We start from the raw sequence: 16,939 nt of genomic DNA on the forward strand, positions 1-16,939 counted from the left end.
ACTAAGCTTACCTTAAATACAGTGGCTGAATCATTAATTGACTTTAGAGTCTTAGGTGAATTAATTATAACTTTTTAAAAATAAAAACTGAATCTATGAGTTGTTTTAAATTGTTGGCGATACGTCCAATGTATGAATGTGATGAAAGATTCAGTAAAAACCTAGTAAAAGGTTCAATTTATAAATTCTACAAAAATTATGACTTCCTTGATGAAAAGGAAAGACCAATTTACAATGAAAACTTGTTTATTCAAAAGGATGGAAAAACATTAGATAATACTGTTAGATATATAAAAAATAATAAATCTCAGCTTGAAAATTTATATCAAACCACTACAGTTGGAAATAATCCTATTAATATTCAAATTTCCTCCATAGTTGGTAGGAATGGATCTGGAAAAAGTACATTGCTAGATTTACTTTATGCTTTATGCTATGTTATTGCTACAAAAAAAGGAATTATTTCAGACCATAGTGATTTATCCAATCTCATTAACAAGAAAGGTGTAGATCACAATAAAGTTTTCGGGAAAATTTACGAAATTCAAGATTTTTATAAAGATTTGCGAGTTGAGATATTTTATGAACTTGATGGAGAATTTTATTCTGTAAGTTATTATGATGACCAATTATTAGTACATCGTGAAATTTCAAATTCTGATTCGTATAAAAATTTTGAAGTAACAGGAATTTATAATCCAGGTGAATTAACCGATAGAAAATTTGATTTTGTTTTTGATAAACTTTTCTTCTATACAATCTCGGTTAATTATTCTTTGTATGGACTCAATACGAATAATGATAGTTCTTGGCTTGGAGACTTATTTCATAAAAATGATGGATATCAGACTCCATTAGTTATAAACCCCTATAGAAACCAAGGGAATATAGATGTTAATTCAGAATTACATCTGGCACAATCGAGACTATTAAGCAATCTTGTTGATGATAATTTTAGTGCCAAAAAAATTATTAATAATAAAACTGTGCAGTCAATTCAGTTTGTATTAGACTATAGTCAATATAATACATTTAAAGTATTTGAATTTGATACAGTTTACGAAAAAATAAGTAAAAAACTAAACCTTGATGATGCCGAATTTATCACCCAAGTTTATAATGCCATATATACTACAAAAGGGAATCGGATTTCAAAAATTGATTTAGAAAAAATTGAAAATTCAAATTTACTTGTAAAGTATGTTTATAAAAAAATATTAAAGATACATACACATTATGATGAATACAGAGCTGGAACTAATACAAAGAATATAGAAAGATTGATTCCAAGTTTTATTCAGATTTTTAAAAGCTTAATTAAATTAAAAGATGATAGAAGTCACATCACATTAAAACTTCGACAAATATTAAACACCATAAGATTCAATATTCTTAAGTCGGATAAAGATTTTAAGTGGCTTGAAGAGTCCGATGATTTTGAAAAAAGACCTGATAAAATAAAAAAACACATTTTTACTATAGACTTAGATGCATTTATAAAAAGAATAAAAGCAGTTAAAAAATCTAACCCTGATTTAAAGTTAGTTGAATTAATGCCAATAGGTTGCTTTAGGCCTAATCTTTTTATAAATAATGATAGTAAAGATCATGCTATCACTAATTTTCAATCATTGAGTTCAGGAGAACAACATTTTGTACATTCGATCCAATCTATATTGTATCATATTTCTAATATTGAGTCAGTATTTCACTCTACAACTGAAAAAATTAGATATAATTATATTAATTTAGTATTTGACGAAATTGAATTGTACTACCATCCCGACTTCCAAAGATCATTCATTAGCGAACTATTAATTGGAATCGAAAACCTGAAAATCCCAAATATTAAGGGTATTAATATCCTGCTTTCTACTCATTCTCCATTTATACTCTCAGATATTACTAATAATTCGATTCTTAAACTAAAAGATGGGAATATAGACAACTCAGAAACTAGTTCTTTCGCGGCAAATGTTCACGATATTTTGGCAGATGATTTTTTTCTTGATAAAGGATTTATGGGGACTTTTTCTAAAGGAAAAATAGACGAACTTATAAATTGGCTTAATTTTAAAATCCTTGAAAAGGAACTTAATGATAATGTTTATAAGAATATCAGTAGGATTAGGGAAGAGAAATACAAACTTTCTTCCATTAGGTTCGACGAACTTAAATTGCTTTATGAATCTAAAATCGATTTGACTCCAGAATACTGTTTGTCTCTAATTAAAATAATTGACGAACCATTATTAAAAAATAAACTTTCAGAAATGTATTACTTTGCATACCAGAGTGATCTAAAACAAGAAAGTGCTGAAGAGCAAATTAAAGCGTTTGCGAGAAAGTTGGGTAGAGATGACATAGCAGGAAAGATATGATATATTTAGGCGATCAAATTTCTGCATTAAGTATATATAGTGAGGCTACTGTTTGTTGGCTCGGAGTAAAATTAATGGGTAGAAAAACTAATGCTCGACCAAAAGGCTTTCACTGTGGAAAGCAGCACTGCAATACTTGTGATAGTCTTATGAAAATAAGAAGTGGTGTCAATCAAGATTTTAGAAATCTTTTTTCACCTGTTTTAGTGAATGAGATTATTTCTTCTAAACCACATAAACTCTATCAAATTAACCAACAATTAAAAAATCAATATTTAGCATTACATTATTCAGAAGATGATTTCAAAACAGAAGCTTATAAGGTTTTTGTAGATTCTGGTTACACAAGTCAGTGGTTCTTGCCTAAAAAATGGAATTACAAACTTGCCGAACTTTTAGATAAGCATACTTGTACATATTGTAATAGAGAATATATCTTCGTTCATAAAAAAAAGAAAGGAAAAGGAATGGTTCCACAAATGGACCATTGGTTTGCAAAGTCATACTACCCTTTACTTGCTCTTTCATTTTATAACTTGATTCCTTCCTGCGGAACCTGTAACGGAATAAAATCTTCGGTAGAAATGGATTTAGGAAGACATTTGCACCCATATGTAGATAAAAATGTGACAGATTCTTACAAATTTAGTTATTTGTTTAAATCCACAAATGATTTCAAAATAATTTTTAAGAATAACCTTACCGCATCTTTTAAGCCTCAGTATACTTTTGAGGCACTTAATTTAGAAATGATTTATCAAGGACATTCAAATAAAGAATTGAGAGATTTACTTGATTTACGCTACAAATATTCAGAAAACTATTTACAGATTCTTCTAGAGAAAACTTTTGGAAACCTGGCTATGTCAGACCAGGAAAAATACCGCTTAATATTTGGAATTGAAATAGATAAAGAAAATTACCATAAACGAATTATGAGTAAATTTAAAAAAGATATAATTGAAGAACTTTTATCTTCAAAATAATTATTGAACTTTATTTTTTCTATATAACTGTATCGAATCGGGTATGATTACTTTCTAGATGTTTGGTGATGAAATAATTTTTATAAAGTATGTCGATAAAATATAAATATTTCGACATATATTTGTAGTGTGTCGTTGCCGTCGACATAGTTACTTCTAAATGTCGATATTATGTACAATCCTGAAAAACCATATAATGAACTCCCATTATTGCCCCCAAATGTTGAGGTAGAAACGAAAATAATACTAAAACAGGCGATAGCTTCCAACAAAATACTGGCAGAGCTAAAAGGACGAGCAGATGAAATTCCCAATCAGTCAATGCTTGTTAATGCCATTACATTACAAGAGGCGAAGGACAGTTCTGAAATTGAAAATATAGTGACGACTCAGGATACACTATACAAAGCGTTCTCTTCTAATATTTCTTCAACGGATGCACAAACCAAGGAAGTTTTAAGGTATCGCCAAGCGCTTTGGGAAGGTTATAATGATTTGAATAAAAGACCCCTGTCAACCAATTCTTTTATAAAGATTGTACAGACGATAAAGGAAAACGGTTCTAGTATAAGAAATGCACCAGGAACTACTATAACTAGCAATAATAAAACGATATATACCCCGCCGGAAGGTGAAGTTGTAGTTCGAAATCTATTAAAGAATCTTGAAGATTTTATTCATACAGAAGATGATATCGATTCTCTTATTAAGTTGGCTATAATGCATTACCAATTTGAAGCCATCCATCCTTTCTTTGATGGTAATGGTAGAACAGGGAGAGTGATCAATATGCTGTATATTGTCGAGAAAGGACTTTTAGATACTCCAATTCTCTATTTAAGCAAATACATCATTGAGAATAAAAATGACTATTATACAAATCTTAGAAATGTTACAGAAAGGTCAGCTTGGGAAACTTGGATTCTCTTTATGCTAAAGGGTATAGAAGAAACTGCTCAATATACTTTAGATAAAATAAACTCCATCAACCAGTTAATGCAACAAACTATTCTGATAGCAAAAGAAAATCTACCCACGCGCGTCTATTCCAAAGAGTTAATTGAATTGTTATTTGAACAGCCCTATTGTAAAGTAAAATACTTAGTGGATAGCGGTATTGCAAAGCGACAAACCGCTGCCGAATATTTAACTGAACTTGAAAAAATTGGAATCCTAAAATCACAGAAAGTAGGAGTAGAGAATCTTTATTTAAATGTGAAATTGGTTGAAGTTTTGAAAAAATAATCCCGTTCCACCCCATTCCTCTGCATTTCGCGAAAAGCTACATTCCGAGAAAAGCGGTTCACTACACTATCTTGAACCCAGTCGCAGAAAAAGCGACAGCGTTCGCCCAGCAAAAAGATACTCCAACCTTTTATTCCACAAAGTTTAAAATTCTGCCCGAGACAAACTGCATAATCGTTCGCTCGCCCATTCGACATAATTTATACTGAGAAAGGGCAAAGTATTCAGGACAAGCTCTCTTTTATAAGTTCTTACTCGTTCATAATTTTAGTGTGGGTTACCGAAAAGGTAACGGCGAGAGCGCTATGGGAAGTAAGTGAATAAAATTGTAATGAATGCTAATCTGTATTATTTTGCTATAAATGAAATCAGTAATTATATGGCAACATAGAATTCAATATCAAATAAAAAGGAAAACGCTCAAGATATAATAAGTAGGTGGTTTTAAAAGAAATAGTAAATCAAATTACATCAAATAAGACCATCCAAAATGGATAATTAAATTAGTTTAATTCTATGATTATTAGTTAATTAAAATTATTTAACTTCATTGAAAGGTTAAAAAATAGCAGAATCAAAGTTGGCTAATAAAGCTATTCAGCATTTGTTGAAAAGTATGAAGATCCTGAAATGAAATGAAGGAATCGAATAGCAAGAGGGTAACACGCTGCGCGATGTTACATATTAGTAAAATACTGATTCTAAGTATTTTAAATAAATTCGATTAGGCGGTTTCAGTTTATTTTTCACGGAAAAACCTCGACAGCCCAGTAAAATCAATAAATTTTTTACTAAAAAATGGATAAAGGATATGAAAAAGAGCTATTTCAAAGCCTGAGCATTAAGAGCTCTGTGGCGAAGAAATTCAAAAAATACTGCAAGTCGATTTCAAAATCGCAATCAATGACATTGCTTTTGATGTTGGAATTTTTTGATGAAAACGGACTTTCTCCAGAGGATGATTTGAAACCAAATTTAAAGGCAACTGAAAATTTGTTTAAGAAAAGAATCAATACACTAATTGCCATTATAAAAGACATCGAAAAAACGCAGACAAAACCGACATTGGCAATGTTGCAAGCTCTTTTTATGGTAGACGAACCTAAAAAGAAACCGCTACTATTAGAAAAGAAACGGTTTAAGAAAGAAGTCAAGAACCATTTTGGAGAAAAAAGCGGTATTGATTTGAAAAACGAAAGCGAAGTTTAATAAGAAGATTGAAAATATCAAATTAAATTAAAGCACACCAAATGCTATGAAGCCTTGTGCGCGTTGCAAAATATTGATTTTAAGGGTGTTTAGGCGAGTGTTTTTAATACAATGACAACTTGTTTAGCAAAGCTATAAAAGTTCATTGGTGTTTTTAAAAACCACTTTAAAATTGATTTAATTAATTAACCTTCAAATAGAAATTGGTTATGACTACTCTTTAAAAAAATAAAATATTTGGCTGCCAGCCCTTTTGTGTTTTTATATGTTTGGTATTGTTTATTTACAGATACCAATGCTTGTCCAATAATGGGACGGTAGTAGACCAAAAAATGGTACGGTAGTATCCCGTGAGTAGTACAGAAGTTGTATCATATTTGGGACAGTTAAACGGAAGCAAATGAATTCATATTCTATGAAGAAAATACCTCGTTACTTTTCCCGATTCTTTTTATCTTCTTTTTTCTTATCGGCAGCCATTTTTTCCTGCAATAGCTTCATATCTTCATTCACTTTGCGGTCTACGATCTTTGCATAGTGCTGAGTTGTTCGCAAATTTTTGTGCCCTAACATTTTGCCTACAGTTTCCAAAGGAACTCCATTCGTAAGAGTTACGGTGGTTGCAAATGTATGCCGAGCTAAATGGGTAGTAAGGTTCTTCTTGATACCGCAGAGCAATGCTATTTCTTTCAGATAGGCATTGGACTTCTGATTGCTTAACACAGGCAATACACATTCACCATTTAAAACTTTTGGATGATCTTCGTAACGTTCCAAAATAGCAACGGCAGGAGGGAGGAGGGGAATGACTAGTTTCGTTTTTGTTTTGGTTCGTTTGGCTTGGATGCAAAGATTTCCATCAATATCGGTTACGATATTATCGGATTTCAATTTTTGGATATCAACGTATGCAAGTCCAGTATAACAACAGAATACAAACATATCTCGAACAACAGCCAATCGATCCCAATGGATGTCACGTTCCGCTAAAGAATCTAATTCTTCTTTCGAAAGAAATTCACGCTCCACTGTTTTAAACTTAATCTTGTAATTGTAGAAAGGATCTTTGGTAATCCATTCATTGCCCACGGCAATACGAATGATTTTCTTAAAGTTATTGACATACTTTAAAGCCGAATTATGGTTACACGCTTTTTTCTCTTTTAAGAAATATTCGAAACCACGGATAAATTTCAGATTTACATCCCTAACTGGAATATCTTCTTTTCCGTAGGCTTCCTGGACATAACCATAAATATGATTTCTGGTAGTAAAATAGCGTTTATAGGTTCCGAGGGCAAATTCAATATTGATTAGTTTCTCCATCTGTTTATTGTGCTCATCAAAAACTTCGAGGAGCATTTTCGGTTTTTCCTTTTTGCCGATATAGAGGTTTTTTAAGTCGAGCGCAGTAAAAGGCTGATTTGCATCAATTAATTTCTCGTGCATTTTATTTACACGACTCCGAACCTTATCTAAATAGATATTTAATTCTCGCGCTTCGGCGCTCGTCCCACGCATTTTATTCGTCCGAGCATCCCATCTTTGAGGGTCAACTTTGCGTGAAATGCTTAATTCACTTCGCTTTCCATTTACAGTTAAACGAAGATATAGCGGTACTTTCAGGCCGTTTTCGGTTTTATCTCTTTTTAAGTAAAATAGGTGTGAGAATGAAGTGTTCATTTTTGGTGACTTTTTAACACCGATAAAGATACAAAAAGACTAAAAATAAATTTTTATATTTAACATATAATCAAATAGTTACAGCGAAATCGGTGAGTACTTTTCGCTTAAAATTTTACTCACCGAATAGGTGACTTTTTATATGCTATTATTTGATATCAAACAATATCACTAAAAATGAAAAACCCTGTAAATCATACGATTACAGGGTTTTTGGGTTGACTTGGTAGTCAAAAAGTGGAGCCGGAGGGAGTCGAACCCTCGTCCAAACAAGTAATTAAAATGCTTTCTACATGCGTAGTATCTGATTAATTTTCGATGTGTACCTGACCAGAAACCGCCCAATACACACTTATCTTCTTAAGGTTTTTGTGATACTGCCAAAGCGAGCAGGTATCCTTATGTTGACTTTTCTGGTGCTCCTATAAGAATCGCCATCAACAAGGGCTATTCAGGAACATCTCGCTTCCCTACCTAGTAGGGACGAGGCTAAATCCTACTGTAATTCGGATTAAGCGGCAAGAGCGTAATTATTTTCGCCAATTAAAAGTGTGAAAAATGATATTTACGAGCTGTTTCTCAGCGCTCGGCATGCTTACATTCCAACTAGTCTCGCTGTCAAAACCGGTCGGCCCCAATATGTAAATGAACTTAGTACTCTTTATTTTGTGCGTTCCCTTTTTTGCAAAAAGGTCAGGCTTTCGGCAGTACACGGTACTCGCCTATATCCTTAACGCGGGCAGCAAAGCTAACAAAAGTTTACGAACCCCTATAATTTTTATTACGACCAAAGCCGAAGTGTTTCTAATTGTATAATTTAGTGCAATATTTATACCAAACCATATATGAAGTTCGGAATCATCAGAGAACGCAAGAATCCGCCAGATAAGCGTGTAGTACTATCTCCAAAGGCCTGTCAAAAAGTCTTGAAAACATTTTCGAAAGCAGAAATAATTGTAGAACCATCTCCAATTCGTGCGTATTCAGATGATATGTATGCTAAACTAGATGTCATCGTAGCCGATGAAATGACCGACTGCGATGTGCTTTTAGGGGTAAAAGAAGTACCTATCGATGCACTTATTCCAAACAAAAAATATTTTTTCTTTTCACATACTATTAAAAAGCAACCTTATAATAGAGATTTGCTTCTGGCAGTTTTAGATAAGAATATTGAGCTTTATGACCACGAAGTCATTACCAATAAGCAAGAACAACGTGTGGTTGCATTTGGCAGGTATGCCGGAATTGTTGGCGCTTACAATGGTTTTAGAGCTTACGGACTCAAATTCGGATTGTTCAATTTGCCAAAAGCTAATGATTTAGCCGACCAAGAGGCGTTAATCGCAGAGCTTAAAAAACTTCGATTACCAAGTATAAAAGTGCTTTTAACCGGTAGGGGTAGAGTAGGTAATGGCGCTAGGGAAATGTTGGATGGTATGGGTATGCGACGTGTAACTATTGCTGAGTATCTTGAAGAAACATTTAATGAACCGGTCTATTGCCAAATAGATGCAGGGGAATACAATAAAAGAAAAGATGGAGTTCGCGGTAATAAAGCCGATTTCTTTGCTAACCCTACAGAATATAAGTCTAACTTTTTTCGATTTGCAAAGGTGACCGATTTTTACATTGCCGGTCATTTTTTTGGTCAAGGTTCTCCCTATCTTTTTACGAGGGAAGATGCCAAACATCCTGATTTTAAAATAAGGGTAGTAGCAGATGTAAGTTGCGATATTGATGGTCCTGTAGCAACAACTATACGACCTTCTACTATTGCAGACCCTATTTATGGGTATGATCCACAATCTGAATCTGAAACAGATTTTAAAGATAAAGATGCTATTGCTGTAATGGCAGTTGATAATTTACCTTGTGAGCTTCCAAGAGATGCCAGTGAAGGTTTTGGAGAAGCATTTATTAAAAATGTAATTCCTGCGTTTTTTAATGATGATAAAGACGGAGTTTTGCAAAGAGCACGCATGACACAGAATGGAAAATTGACTGAGCGTTATGCGTACTTGCAAGATTATGTAGATGGTAAGGTGTAACTAGGTAATCATTTAAAGAAAGCTACCCTAATCATTTTGATATGGTTAGGGTTGTTAAAACCGTTGTTGAATTCTATTTTGTCTTAATATTCCATTGAATAATAGGCTGTGTTTTAGGCGCTGTAAAACATCCTAAGGCTTTCAATTTTAAGATGATTTCATCTTTTATAACCAACGTTTTTATCGATATTTTTTTTGTTTTTCCGGCGCCAATTTCAAAAACAGGAGAACTATCATAAAAAGAGTAATCTGATTCGTTTTGAAAAAGCAAATCACTACTAGTTATATTCTTTAATTCCAATTCAAGAACCTGAGTGTTTTTGGCATAACTAACTTTTTCTACAACAATACTAGCTTGTAAAAGGGGTACTAAAAATTCCGCTTTGCCTATTAATAAGTCATTGTAAACTGCAACCGTTCTACCCGCAAAAAGTGCTTCTTGCATACTGGAAATACTTCGTTCTTTTGCAAAAACCAAGGTGATAGGTCTATTATTTCCTTTTTCCGTATAATCCCAATCAATAAGTCCGTGAATGTCGCTAGTACCCATGATGGTTAAATTATGTTCTAAAGCCAATGCCAACGATTCTTGCGCATAATCCACTGAATTAATAACCTCTATACCATGTAGCTCTCCTTTTTTAATGCGTTCTTTTTGAAAGTCGCTAAGAATTGGGTTGCCCTGTGGTGCTTGATTATGCCATGCTGGGTGGTTCCAAAATACAAACGCTCCTTGTTTTTTGGCTTCTGCAAAAGCATCTTCTGCTTTATCTTGAAGAATCGGATTTGCATCTTTTATAAAGACAGCATTATTATGTCCCATGGGTGCACTTCTAGTAATTTCAGAACCGTGAACAATTAGTAAGTCATGTTCTTTAGCCTCTTCCAGCGCAATTATATAAGACCTATTTCTGTCTGGGTGTGGAATATCATCTAGATGAGGTTGATACTCTAAATGTTCGGTAAGGGAGATAGCATCTAAATTGTCGCGTAAGGCTTCCATCACTCGAATATTAGGCCAAACATACCCATCAGAAAAAACGGTGTGAATGTGCAAATCTGTCTTTAAACTTTTATACCCAGGAATGTCTGGAAAAGAAAGTGGTCGTGAACTTTGATGTTCGTGTTCTTGCGCGGTAACAAATGTTGTTACCAGTAAAATAAGTAAAAAGTGAAGTTGAGTTCTCATACAAAAGACATTTATCCAAATGTATGAAAATCAACTTATATCAACGGATATTCATTTAATTGGCTATATTAAATTATGGTTAATTTATCAATGACACACCAACTCCAAAAGTAGTTTGCCTGTGATTATAATCGATAAGAGTTTCACCATACCCTTCAAATAATTGTAAGTGACCATTGAAGTTTTCAAAAATAGGAAATGACCAATTTAATTGTATGCTTCCCCTGCTTTTGTCACCATAATTTAAAGAATGTTTGGCGATGGCCCTGAACCGTTGTCTTCTCCAGTCATAAGTGATATCTGCTTCGCCTCTTCCTATATAGTCCGAAATATTTTCATTGTCGTCTATTTTACTACCGATACGAATCCATGGTTTTAGTGTCACCTGCCAATTATTACGTTCAAAACCGGCATGAAACGCAATACGGTTCCAACTTCTAGAAATAGGGTCAGATTGTCCGTTTGACTCATGAATTATAGAGGCTCCTACCATTTTAGCTTTAAACCCTAAAAACTTAAATTCAATAGGGAAATTGGCTATTATTTCTGGTTGGTAATTTAATTCTCTAAATGGTCTTGAGCGTTCTGTATTATATATTTGCCAGTAGGCTGTTTGTGAATAGCCCATCCATAAATCCATATGGCCATTAAGCATATTATGGAAAAGTTTAGTTTTAAGACTAATTTGAAATTTTGCTTCTACAGCATTTAAATTTAGTGGGCCATCTAAAGTTTTACTCGAATTTTCAGCCTGTGGAGATTCATTGGTATTCGATGAATACTTTGCAGGGGTAATATAGATAGGTTTGTAAGAGGTAATTATAAAGGTTCCTCTGTTATGTTCGTCGCCTAGTTCCCAAAGTTCAGACAGGCTTTTACTATTTTTAACCATCCAATCCTCTTCTCCATTATTTTGAGCAAGACTCTGTAGATTGCATAATACTATACTAATTAAGCTAAAAACAAACGTTATTTTTTTGAACATTAAATCATTTTAAAAACGCAAAATTATATATTTGAAATTATTCGAAGTAATCCTAATCGTATTAATGGTAATTCATTTAATCATTCTTCATTTATGAAACCTGCAGAAAATTATATTATAAACCAACCAGAACCTTACAGGAGCATACTCATGCATTTACAAATGATGGTTGAGTCTACGTTGCCTGAGGCGGAGTTAAAGTATAAATGGAATATTCCTTGTTTCTATATTGGTAAATCGCCTATTTGCTACTTGAATGCATCACATAAAAAGCAGTTTGTTGATCTCGCCTTTTGGAATTCTGCACACCTTACAAAACATTTAAACGTACTCATTTCCGAAAATCGAAAAGTAGTACGTTCGTTACGGTACACTACTTTAAAAGAGATAGATAACCACATTTTAACTGATGTGCTAAAAGATGCTTATGCAGTTCGCCAAAACGGATTCTATAAGCGAAAAGACTTAGGTTAAAACTGATTTACTACAGTTCTAAGCGCTACCAAATCGGTCAATAATTTTTTCAATAAACCTAGGTCTAGCATATTGGCTCCATCACTCTTTGCATTGGCGCAATCGAAATGGGTTTCAATGAATAGTCCGTCAACGCCTGCAGCGATTCCTGCGCGTGCCATAGTGCCAATTAATGCTGGTCTACCACCTGTAACACCTGACGATTGATTAGGTTGTTGTAATGAATGTGTAACATCTAATACAACTGGCGCATATTGTTTCATGGTAGGGACACCTCTAAAATCAACTATCATATCTTGATACCCGAACATGGTACCACGATCGGTAATCATTGCCTGCTCATTCCCCGTTTCTGTAATTTTATTTACAGCATGTTTCATGCTTTCGGGACTCATAAATTGTCCTTTTTTGATGTTGACAGTTTTTCCGGTTTCGGCAGCAGCGACTAATAAATCAGTTTGGCGAGCCAAAAAAGCAGGAATTTGAAGAATATCTACATATTCAGCAGCCATTGTTGCATCTTGTTCTGTATGAATATCCGTTACTGTCGGAATTTGGAATGTTTCAGATACTTTCCTTAATATTTTCAATGCCTTTTCATCCCCAATACCGGTAAAAGAATCTAACCGGCTACGGTTCGCTTTTTTAAAACTTCCCTTAAATACATAGGGTATTTTTAAATCATTAGTTACCGTTACAATGTGTTCTGCAATACGTAGCGCCATATCTTCACCTTCTATCGCGCAAGGGCCTGAAAGCAGAAAGAAGTTGTTACTATCAGTATGTTTTATTTGGGGTATTAAGGATAGGTTCATTCGTCGAATATTTTTGAGCAAAGATACTATTTTCAGAAGCTAGCTGTTCTATAAGGATAAGATTGTCCAAAACCCAAATCAATAATGTATTTTAAATATCGTTCAGTTCTATTTTTGCTATTCATACTTGTTTTTCAAGCCAATGCTCAGTTTGGTAAAAATTGTGAATTACGGCAGGTGAAAATTAACCTAATGAATCCTGGGTTTGAATATGAGATGGCATTAGGCACCAATACTACTTTTGATGTTAAGGCAGGCTTGCAAGTCGCTTTAGATCCGTTACTGCCAGATGTATATGAAGAATTGGCATTTCTACCTGCTGTTGCTGGTCAATATCGTTATTACTATAACTTCGAAAAACGGCAACGAAATAGAAAACAGATTTATGGTAATTCGGCAAATTATGTGGCGCCTGCTGCTGCTGTTTTTTTTCCAGGTATACGAACTATAGAGAATGAAATAGTAAAGGGTGCTTTTGGTTATGCTGGTGTAGTTACTGGTTTGCAACGAAGTTTTGATTCCGGATTCAATTTTTCTGTTGATGTAGGTGCGGCATATTACATGGGGCAATTTGATAGTGCTATTTATCCGGTTGCCAATTTAAGTATTGGTTGGATTGTAAGTGAAAAACGATGGTGTGTAGGTCGATAATACTATATTAAATTCATAATATTTCTTTAAATCAAATGGTTACGTTTTTTTAAACGATTAGTTTTAAATGCAACTTTAATCTAATCACATGAAGAAAATCACACTAATTGTTCTCCTATTCATTGTTCATTTTGGTTATTCTCAAATCAATGGAATAACAGAGAAAGGTTCAGGAATCGTTCATCTAGAACGGCATCAATTCAAATTCGATTTGTTTAGTCCGGGTATCAGTTATGAGTTGGGACTTTTTAAGAATGTAAGTACCTCCGTTGGATTAGGACTTGGTTACGCCACCTATAAGGAAGGGTATGCGGTAGGTTTAACCCTGCATACTAGGGTAAGGTATTATCATAATTTTAATAGAAGGATTGCCATGAACAAAAATGTTGCTGGTAATTCCGGAAATTACATTGCAGCAGCTCGGAGCATTTTCTTCTCCCAGCTTCGATTATCTACAAATATTGAAGGTCCGGATGATTTTAATCTTGGTGTTTACGGAGTCACCTATGGGATTCAAAGGACTTATGAAAACGGATTTAATTTTAATGCAGAATTAGGTGCGGGTTACTACCGTGGCGACGGAGTACCATCAGGTTATGGTCCTCTGCTCAACTTTACTTTTGGTTGGGTGGCTACCAAACGAAAATCTAGAAAACCAATTTTTGATTAATTGGGCCTGATTCTTGATATTTATTTAAAATAAAAAAAATCAAACTTTACCATGAGAAAAACCGTAATTTTTGCTGTTCTTTTATGCTCAGCCATTACCCTTTCTTCACAAAATAATAAACAAGTAGAAGCCGGTCTTTTTAAACTTAATGCCTTAGCACCAGGTATGTCTTACGAATTGGGAGTTGGAGCTATAACTACGTTGAATTTTGAAGGATTTTTAGGCTTTGCGCTTAATGGAGGGTCTGATAGGGAAACCAATTTTGGACTTTATCCTGGGCTAGGTGCAGAATTTAGGTACTTTAATAATATGGAAAGGCGCTTAAGAAAAGGTAAGAATATTTCAGGAAATTCAGGAAACTATCTTGGGTTTTTAAATCAGTTTCAATTTGGTCAACCCATTATTGGAGATTTAGAATATGCTTCAGACTACTATTATAATCTCGTTATTGTCTATGGTATTCAGCGCACTAGACCTAAAGGTTTTTACTGGGGTATTTCTTTTGGGCCAGGAATTTTTGTCAATGAGTTTGATACAACTCCCGGAATTTTAATTGATGTAAGATTAGGTTGGGTGATAGGTGGTAGAAAAAAGTAGGTATTGCTTTAGTAAACCCTCTCAAAATCAATAAGATAAAAAATACTTAAGATTAAGTGTAGCTATTAAAAATTGAAGTATCTTTGCACGCTTAAAATAGACCTTATGTCCACTACGAAAAATATTGCGATCATTGCGCATGTTGACCACGGTAAAACCACCTTGGTAGACAAAATAATGTACCACTGTAGCTTGTTCCGAGAGAACGAGAATACAGGCGATTTAATATTGGATAATAACGATTTGGAACGAGAGCGTGGTATTACCATTACTTCCAAAAACGTTTCCGTTATATATAAGGACACTAAGATAAATATTATAGATACACCTGGTCACGCCGATTTCGGTGGTGAAGTTGAACGTGTATTGAACATGGCAGACGGTGTCTTGTTATTGGTAGATGCTTTTGAAGGACCAATGCCACAAACTCGTTTTGTACTACAGAAAGCAATCGACTTAGGTTTGAAGCCTTGTTTGGTTATTAATAAGGTTGATAAAGAAAACTGTACTCCAGAAGAAGTACATGAAAAAGTTTTCGATTTAATGTTCGAGCTAGGTGCTGAAGAATGGCAGTTAGATTTTCCTACTGTTTATGGTTCTGCAAAGAATAATTGGATGAGTGAGGATTGGAGAAATGAAACTGACAATATCGAGCCTCTTTTAGATATGGTTATTGAGCATATACCTACATTCGAGCCGAAAGAAGGAAATACTCAAATGTTGATTACATCTTTAGATTTCTCTTCATTTACTGGTAGAATTGCTATTGGTAGATTGCAAAGAGGAACCTTAAAAGAAGGGCAACAAATTTCTTTGGTAAAACGTGATGGTTCTATTGTAAAATCAAAAATTAAAGAATTATATCTTTTTGAAGGTTTAGGTCGTAAGAAAGTACAAGAAGTTGAAACTGGTGATATTTGTGCATTAGTAGGTGTTGAAGGATTTGAAATTGGTGATACTGTTGCTGATTTAGAAAATCCTGAAGCATTAAAGACTATTGCTATTGATGAACCTACAATGAGTATGTTGTTTACTATTAATGATAGTCCGTTTTTTGGACAGGATGGTAAATTCGTAACCTCAAGACATATTAAGGATCGTTTGGCTAAGGAGTTGGAAAAAAACCTTGCCTTACGTGTTAACCCAACTGATAGTGCTGATAAGTTTTTGGTATTTGGTCGTGGGGTATTACACCTTTCTGTACTTATTGAAACAATGAGACGTGAAGGATATGAAATGCAAATTGGACAACCACAGGTAATTATAAAAGAGATTGACGGTGTTAAATGTGAGCCTATCGAGCATTTAACAATCGATTTACCAGAAGAAGTTTCTGGTAGAGCAGTTGAAATGGTATCTATTCGTAAAGGTGAAATGACCAAAATGGAAGCAAAAGGTAATCGTATGTTATGCGAGTTCCAAATTCCATCACGTGGTATTATCGGTCTTCGTAACCAATTATTGACAGCAACGGCTGGTGAGGCTATTATGGCGCACCGCTTTTTAGAATATCAACCAATGAAAGGTGATATTCCTCAACGTCAAAATGGTTCATTAGTTTCTATGGAAAGAGGAAAAGCAATTCCTTATTCTATCGATAAATTACAGGATCGTGGTAAGTTTTTCGTTGATCCAGGTGAAGATATTTACGAAGGTCAGGTAATCGGCGAGAATTCTCGTGGTGATGATATGACTGTGAATATTACAAAAACAAAAAAGATGTCTAACGTACGTTCTTCAGGAGCGGATGATAAGGCAAAGATTGTACCTGCAATTAAGTTTTCATTAGAAGAAGCTTTAGAATATATTCAGAAAGATGAGTATGTTGAGGTTACTCCAAAACATTTGCGTCTACGTAAAATATATCTAACGGAGAATGAACGTAAGAGAAATAAAATAGCATAAGTATTAAAGTCTTTTATAAAAGAGATTTTATTTGAATATTTTTTTTTAGAAAAGCCACCTTTTTAAGGTGGCTTTTCTAGTTTTGGTTGATAATGTAA

General features: G+C 34.0%; 14 protein-coding genes and 1 other RNA gene. 10 read left to right on the forward strand and 5 right to left on the reverse strand.

What is annotated here, in order from left to right; all coding sequences use genetic code 11:
* The first annotated feature begins 95 nt into the window (after window positions 1-95).
* The 4 genes from AAC084_RS08010 to AAC084_RS08025 all read left to right on the forward strand — a co-directional run bounded on the left by AAC084_RS08010 (window position 96) and on the right by AAC084_RS08025 (window position 5,821).
* A complete protein-coding gene (locus AAC084_RS08010; protein WP_339839253.1) occupies window positions 96-2,381 on the forward strand; it encodes a hypothetical protein in 2,286 nt (761 codons plus the stop codon).
* Window positions 2,378-3,367 carry a hypothetical protein gene (locus AAC084_RS08015; protein ID WP_339839256.1) on the forward strand — a complete coding sequence of 330 codons (990 nt, stop codon included), beginning with the start codon at window positions 2,378-2,380 and terminating at the stop codon, window positions 3,365-3,367. The genes AAC084_RS08010 and AAC084_RS08015 overlap by 4 nt, the downstream gene beginning before the upstream one ends.
* Before the next feature lie 171 nt (window positions 3,368-3,538).
* Window positions 3,539-4,612: a Fic family protein gene (locus AAC084_RS08020; protein ID WP_339839259.1), complete on the forward strand. Its 1,074-nt coding sequence runs from the start codon at window positions 3,539-3,541 to the stop codon at window positions 4,610-4,612.
* A 798-nt stretch (window positions 4,613-5,410) separates the two neighbouring features.
* Window positions 5,411-5,821: a BfmA/BtgA family mobilization protein gene (locus tag AAC084_RS08025; RefSeq protein WP_339839262.1), complete on the forward strand. Its 411-nt coding sequence runs from the start codon at window positions 5,411-5,413 to the stop codon at window positions 5,819-5,821.
* A 432-nt stretch (window positions 5,822-6,253) separates the two neighbouring features.
* Here AAC084_RS08025 and AAC084_RS08030 read toward each other — a convergent pair whose 3' ends face one another.
* Complete coding sequence (locus AAC084_RS08030; protein WP_339839265.1) at window positions 6,254-7,504, reverse strand: site-specific integrase; 1,251 nt, start codon at window positions 7,502-7,504, stop codon at window positions 6,254-6,256.
* Window positions 7,505-7,739: 235 nt separating this feature from the next.
* Window positions 7,740-8,140, reverse strand: a transfer-messenger RNA (tmRNA) gene (gene ssrA / locus AAC084_RS08035).
* A gap of 209 nt (window positions 8,141-8,349) precedes the next feature.
* Between ssrA and AAC084_RS08040 the strand changes: the two genes are divergently transcribed.
* Complete coding sequence (locus tag AAC084_RS08040) at window positions 8,350-9,555, forward strand: NAD(P)-dependent oxidoreductase (protein WP_339839267.1); 1,206 nt, start codon at window positions 8,350-8,352, stop codon at window positions 9,553-9,555.
* A gap of 73 nt (window positions 9,556-9,628) precedes the next feature.
* Here the strand turns inward: AAC084_RS08040 and AAC084_RS08045 are convergent, their stop codons facing one another.
* Both AAC084_RS08045 and AAC084_RS08050 read right to left on the reverse strand, forming a co-directional pair.
* Window positions 9,629-10,744, reverse strand: a complete 1,116-nt coding sequence (locus AAC084_RS08045; RefSeq protein ID WP_339839270.1) for an Sb-PDE family phosphodiesterase — start codon at window positions 10,742-10,744, stop codon at window positions 9,629-9,631.
* Window positions 10,745-10,823: 79 nt separating this feature from the next.
* On the reverse strand, window positions 10,824-11,729 hold the full coding sequence (locus tag AAC084_RS08050) for a phospholipase A (protein WP_339839273.1): 906 nt from the start codon (window positions 11,727-11,729) through the stop codon (window positions 10,824-10,826).
* A gap of 93 nt (window positions 11,730-11,822) precedes the next feature.
* On the opposite strand from AAC084_RS08050, the gene AAC084_RS08055 reads away from it, so the two are divergent.
* A complete protein-coding gene (locus AAC084_RS08055) occupies window positions 11,823-12,203 on the forward strand; it encodes a DUF1801 domain-containing protein (RefSeq protein WP_339839276.1) in 381 nt (126 codons plus the stop codon).
* Here AAC084_RS08055 and kdsA read toward each other — a convergent pair.
* Window positions 12,200-13,018 (reverse strand): 3-deoxy-8-phosphooctulonate synthase, encoded by an 819-nt coding sequence (gene kdsA / locus AAC084_RS08060; protein ID WP_339839279.1) that lies wholly within the window; start codon window positions 13,016-13,018, stop codon window positions 12,200-12,202. The two genes, AAC084_RS08055 and kdsA, sit on opposite strands and share 4 nt — an antisense overlap.
* A 192-nt stretch (window positions 13,019-13,210) precedes the next feature.
* On the opposite strand from kdsA, the gene AAC084_RS08065 reads away from it, so the two are divergent.
* The 4 genes from AAC084_RS08065 (at window position 13,211) to typA (ending at window position 16,841) form a co-directional block, all read left to right on the forward strand.
* The gene (locus AAC084_RS08065) at window positions 13,211-13,669 is read left to right on the forward strand and encodes a hypothetical protein (protein ID WP_339839281.1); all 459 of its coding nucleotides are present in this window, start codon (window positions 13,211-13,213) and stop codon (window positions 13,667-13,669) included.
* 88 nt (window positions 13,670-13,757) lie between these two features.
* A complete protein-coding gene (locus tag AAC084_RS08070; protein ID WP_339839283.1) occupies window positions 13,758-14,339 on the forward strand; it encodes a hypothetical protein in 582 nt (193 codons plus the stop codon).
* Between the two features lie 51 nt (window positions 14,340-14,390).
* On the forward strand, window positions 14,391-14,936 hold the full coding sequence (locus tag AAC084_RS08075) for a hypothetical protein (protein WP_339839286.1): 546 nt from the start codon (window positions 14,391-14,393) through the stop codon (window positions 14,934-14,936).
* 105 nt (window positions 14,937-15,041) lie between these two features.
* Entirely contained in the window at window positions 15,042-16,841 is a 1,800-nt protein-coding gene (gene typA, locus AAC084_RS08080) for a translational GTPase TypA (RefSeq protein WP_339839291.1), read from the forward strand.
* Window positions 16,842-16,939: the final 98 nt, after the last annotated feature.

The organism is uncultured Maribacter sp. (assembly GCF_963977385.1).
Taxonomy (GTDB): Bacteria; Bacteroidota; Bacteroidia; order Flavobacteriales; family Flavobacteriaceae; genus Maribacter.

Excerpts from the sequence above, each read along its gene's own strand:
- AAC084_RS08070 (WP_339839283.1), top strand. The coding sequence starts at position 13,758 with ATGAAGAAAATCACACTAATTGTTCTCCTATTCATTGTTCATTTTGGT.
- AAC084_RS08030 (WP_339839265.1), bottom strand. The coding sequence starts at position 7,504 with ATGAACACTTCATTCTCACACCTATTTTACTTAAAAAGAGATAAAACC.
- AAC084_RS08020 (WP_339839259.1), top strand. The coding sequence starts at position 3,539 with ATGTACAATCCTGAAAAACCATATAATGAACTCCCATTATTGCCCCCA.
- AAC084_RS08055 (WP_339839276.1), top strand. The coding sequence starts at position 11,823 with ATGAAACCTGCAGAAAATTATATTATAAACCAACCAGAACCTTACAGG.
- typA (WP_339839291.1), top strand. The coding sequence starts at position 15,042 with ATGTCCACTACGAAAAATATTGCGATCATTGCGCATGTTGACCACGGT.
- AAC084_RS08010 (WP_339839253.1), top strand. The coding sequence starts at position 96 with ATGAGTTGTTTTAAATTGTTGGCGATACGTCCAATGTATGAATGTGAT.
- AAC084_RS08025 (WP_339839262.1), top strand. The coding sequence starts at position 5,411 with ATGGATAAAGGATATGAAAAAGAGCTATTTCAAAGCCTGAGCATTAAG.
- AAC084_RS08045 (WP_339839270.1), bottom strand. The coding sequence starts at position 10,744 with ATGAGAACTCAACTTCACTTTTTACTTATTTTACTGGTAACAACATTT.
- AAC084_RS08065 (WP_339839281.1), top strand. The coding sequence starts at position 13,211 with ATGAATCCTGGGTTTGAATATGAGATGGCATTAGGCACCAATACTACT.
- AAC084_RS08050 (WP_339839273.1), bottom strand. The coding sequence starts at position 11,729 with ATGTTCAAAAAAATAACGTTTGTTTTTAGCTTAATTAGTATAGTATTA.
- AAC084_RS08075 (WP_339839286.1), top strand. The coding sequence starts at position 14,391 with ATGAGAAAAACCGTAATTTTTGCTGTTCTTTTATGCTCAGCCATTACC.
- kdsA (WP_339839279.1), bottom strand. The coding sequence starts at position 13,018 with ATGAACCTATCCTTAATACCCCAAATAAAACATACTGATAGTAACAAC.
- AAC084_RS08015 (WP_339839256.1), top strand. The coding sequence starts at position 2,378 with ATGATATATTTAGGCGATCAAATTTCTGCATTAAGTATATATAGTGAG.
- AAC084_RS08040 (WP_339839267.1), top strand. The coding sequence starts at position 8,350 with ATGAAGTTCGGAATCATCAGAGAACGCAAGAATCCGCCAGATAAGCGT.